Source organism: Mycobacterium sp. TH-M103 (genome assembly GCF_057473785.1).
Genome location: NZ_JBYCLG010000132.1, coordinates 1 through 3,306 on the forward strand (window position 1 = coordinate 1; position 3,306 = coordinate 3,306).

Here is a 3,306-nt window from a genome sequence, read left to right on the forward strand (position 1 = left end):
TGGTGGGTGATCAGGCCGGTGTTAGAGCGGATCTGCGTTGCGCTCACCGACGTCGCCGCCGACACCGCCTGCGCGGGCTCAGGATCCGTACCCTACATCGCCTGGACGGCGCTGGCCTCGGCGCCGGCGTACGCGTTCGCCCCCGCGGTCAGTGCCTGCACGAACTGGGCATGGAACTGCGCCGCCTGCGCGCTGAGCGCCTGGTACGCCTGGCCGTGGGCCCCGAACATGGAGGCGACGGTCGCCGATACCTCGTCGAGGGCCGGCGGCATCACCCCGGTCGTTGCCGCCGCCGCCGCGGAGTTGGCCTCGTTCAGCGTGGACCCGATACCCGCCAGGTTCGACGCGGCTGCAGATACCATGTCCGGCGTAGCGGTCAGGAACGACATCGTGCACCTTTCTGAAGGCGTGGCATGATGGCCGTCCCCCCAAGACCCGGACATCAAGCCTTGGACGGCCAAATGATATCGCCCCCGCGCACGATGCAGGCTTTTATCCGGAAACCTTCGTTTTCCGCTGTTGCCGCGACGGGGCCGGCGCCGGACCGCCGTAGGACGACTAGGCCTTGGGACTAGGGCCCGGTCTTCACCCACTGGCCAGCGTCGCCGACGATGCCCACCGGCACCGCCCCCGAGAGGCTGACGTTCTGCACGCTGGGGCCGGCCGCGACGATGGTGGTGTCCTGCAGGATCGGCAGCACCGTTGCCATGTTCCACAGGCGTGGCTCGACGGCGGTGATCACGTCGTTGATGTTCTTGGTGCCGTTGAGGGCGGCGTCGATGTTCGACTGGATGCTGGGATCGCAGATGCCGGTGAGGTTCGACGGCGCCTGCACCAGCGCCCCTGGCTCCGGTGCCGGGCTCGGCGGCGGCGCCGTCGACCTGGGACCGGCCCCGCCGGACGGCGTCGCGCGGGCCGCCGGGTTCGTCGGGGCGGCGGGAGCCGGAATCTGCGTCGACTGCAGCGCCGGGCAGCCGTACCGCGACTCCAGCAGCGTCGCCAGGTTGCCGCCCGCCTGGCGCCAGCCCACGACCGCGTCGACCCGGTTGTCGTTGAGCGCGTCTCGGTAGAGCGTCACCGGATCCAGCGCCAGCACCGTCGCGGCGATGCCCACGTTGCGCAGCTGGTCGGCGGCCGTGTTGGCCACCGCGACGGCCGTCGGGTCGTTGGCCGCCACTCCGATGACGAGCGACAACTGGTGGCCGTCCCTGCTGATGCGGCCGCGGACGACTTCCGGCGGTCCGGTGCTGGCCGGCGTCGACGCGGGCACGGAAGACGCCTCCGAAACCGGCCCGTTGCTCTCGACGTCGAACCCGGCGGCGGTGAGCAAGCCCAGCGCCGCGGTGGTGGTCATCGCCGGGGGCGCGGTCGGCTCGTAGCCGGGATCGCTGGGCGAGCGGATCTGCGCCTGGTCCAGCGTGACGGTGTTGTCGCTGCCGGCGCCCACGGCCGCGAGCAGGTCGACGTCGAGCAATCCCAGAATCGCCTTGCGGACCTGGGTGTCGGCCAGTTTGGGTTCGTTCGCGCGCAGCGTGAGCTGCATGACCCGCGGTGTCACGATCCGGGCGGTCCGCACGTCGGGGATCGCCGACAGCTGCGCGAACGCCGCGGACCCGCCGTGCACCTGGGCGACCTGTGTGTCGCCGTTGCGCATCGAATCGGCCAGTGCCGCCGGGGCGCCGGCACGCCGGAACAGGATGAGCGCGGGCTTGGCCGGCGGCCCCCAGTACCGGTCGTTGCGGGCGATCAGGATCTCGTCGCGCTGCGGGTCGATGTTCTCCACCCGGAACTGGCCCCCGGTGACGGGCAGCGCCCGGGCCAGCCCGGCCGCGAAGCCGCCCGGCACGTCCTTGACGATGTGCGCGGGCACGATGTTGGTGAACAGCTCCCGCCAGGCCGGATACGGCTGCGCGAAGGTGACCACCGCCTGCTTGCCGCCCTCGAGCGACTGCACGCCGGTGATCATGTCGTAGCCGGCCGGATCCACCACGCCGGGCTGGCTGACCATCTGACGCCACAGGTACCAGAAGTCGTCGGCCGCGATCGGGGCGTTGTCCGTCCACTGCGCCTCGGGACGGATCTTGTAGGTCACGGTGAACGGGTTCTGGGCGGTCACCTCCGCGGACACCAGCAGCGTCGGATCCATCTCCCAGCGCGACCCGGTCGGCGTGCTGGTGTCGGGCACCGGCCGGAACGCACTGGGCAGCACCAGCGCGCTGATCGCCGCGTTCACCGGCGAGAGGTCCGACAACAGGTGGGGGTTGAATCCGGCGCCGATCGAGTCGATGCCCATGATGATCTGCGTGACCCGTTGCGGCGGCGGCGGCGAGTTGTGCGGCGTGTCGGTGCTCTGCGGCGCCGGCGGAGGCTTGACGGTGCACGCGGCCGGCGCCAGCCCGGCCAGCGCGACGACGACGCCGACGGTGGTGAGCAGGCGGCGAACTCGTCTCGGCACGCCGATCAGGGTATCGGGCGCACCGGCCGCGGCACGCTCGGCGAGCGGAGCGCCGTCGCCGAAATCCGGGCCGGATTTGGCAACGGCGTCACGCCCGCGGGCGCAAGGGCCCAACGACCTAACCCCGGGCCTTGGCCCGCGCCCGGCTGCGGGCCCGGGCCGTCGCGTCCAGCTCGACCTTGCGGACGCGCACGATCTCCGGGGTCACCTCGACGCATTCGTCGTGCGCGCAGAACTCCATGGCTTGTTCGAGGTCCAGCTCGAGCGGCCTGGCCAGGGTCTCGATGACGTCGGCGGTCGACGACCGCATGTTGGTGAGTTTCTTTTCCCGGGTGACGTTGACGTCGAGATCCTCAGCGCGCGGGTTGATTCCGACGACCATGCCCTCGTAGGTGTCTTGGCCGGGTTCGACGAAGAACTGGCCACGGTCGGCGAGTTGGATCATCGCGAACGGCGTGATGGTGCCGGAACGGTCCGAGACCAGGGAACCGGTGTGGCGGGCGCGGATGTCGCCCGCCCACGGCCGGTAACCGTCGAACACGGCGTTGGCGATCCCGGTGCCGCGGGTGATGGTGAGGAAGTCGGTGCGAAAGCCGATCAGGCCGCGGCTGGGCACGATGAAGTCCATCCGGACCCAGCCGGCCGCGTGGTTGGTCATGTCCTCCATGCGGCCCTTGCGGCCCGCCATCAATTGGGTGATCGCGCCGACGAACTCCTCGGGGCAGTCGATCGTCATCGCCTCGAACGGCTCGTGCAGCTTGCCGTCGATCGTTCTGGTGACCACTTGCGGCTTGCCGACCGTGAGCTCGAAGCCCTCGCGGCGCATCTGTTCGACCAGCACGGCCAGGGCG

3 protein-coding genes are annotated in these 3,306 nt (G+C 70.6%); all 3 read right to left on the reverse strand.

Going from position 1 to position 3,306, the window contains the following annotated elements:
• Positions 1 to 92 precede the first annotated feature (92 nt).
• Complete coding sequence (locus tag AC2VOR_RS07440; protein ID WP_486963507.1) at positions 93 to 389, reverse strand: PE family protein; 297 nt, start codon at positions 387 to 389, stop codon at positions 93 to 95.
• Positions 390 to 571: 182 nt separating this feature from the next.
• Entirely contained in the window at positions 572 to 2,461 is a 1,890-nt protein-coding gene (locus tag AC2VOR_RS07445; RefSeq protein WP_486963509.1) for an ABC transporter family substrate-binding protein, read from the reverse strand.
• Positions 2,462 to 2,573: 112 nt separating this feature from the next.
• Positions 2,574 to 3,306 (reverse strand): large ribosomal subunit assembly factor BipA (locus AC2VOR_RS07450; RefSeq protein WP_486963508.1); only part of this gene is annotated, 733 nt, incomplete at its 5' end.

Bases quoted from the DNA above. Each gene is read 5' to 3' on its own strand.
- AC2VOR_RS07440 (WP_486963507.1), bottom strand. From the start codon at position 389: ATGTCGTTCCTGACCGCTACGCCGGACATGGTATCTGCAGCCGCGTCG.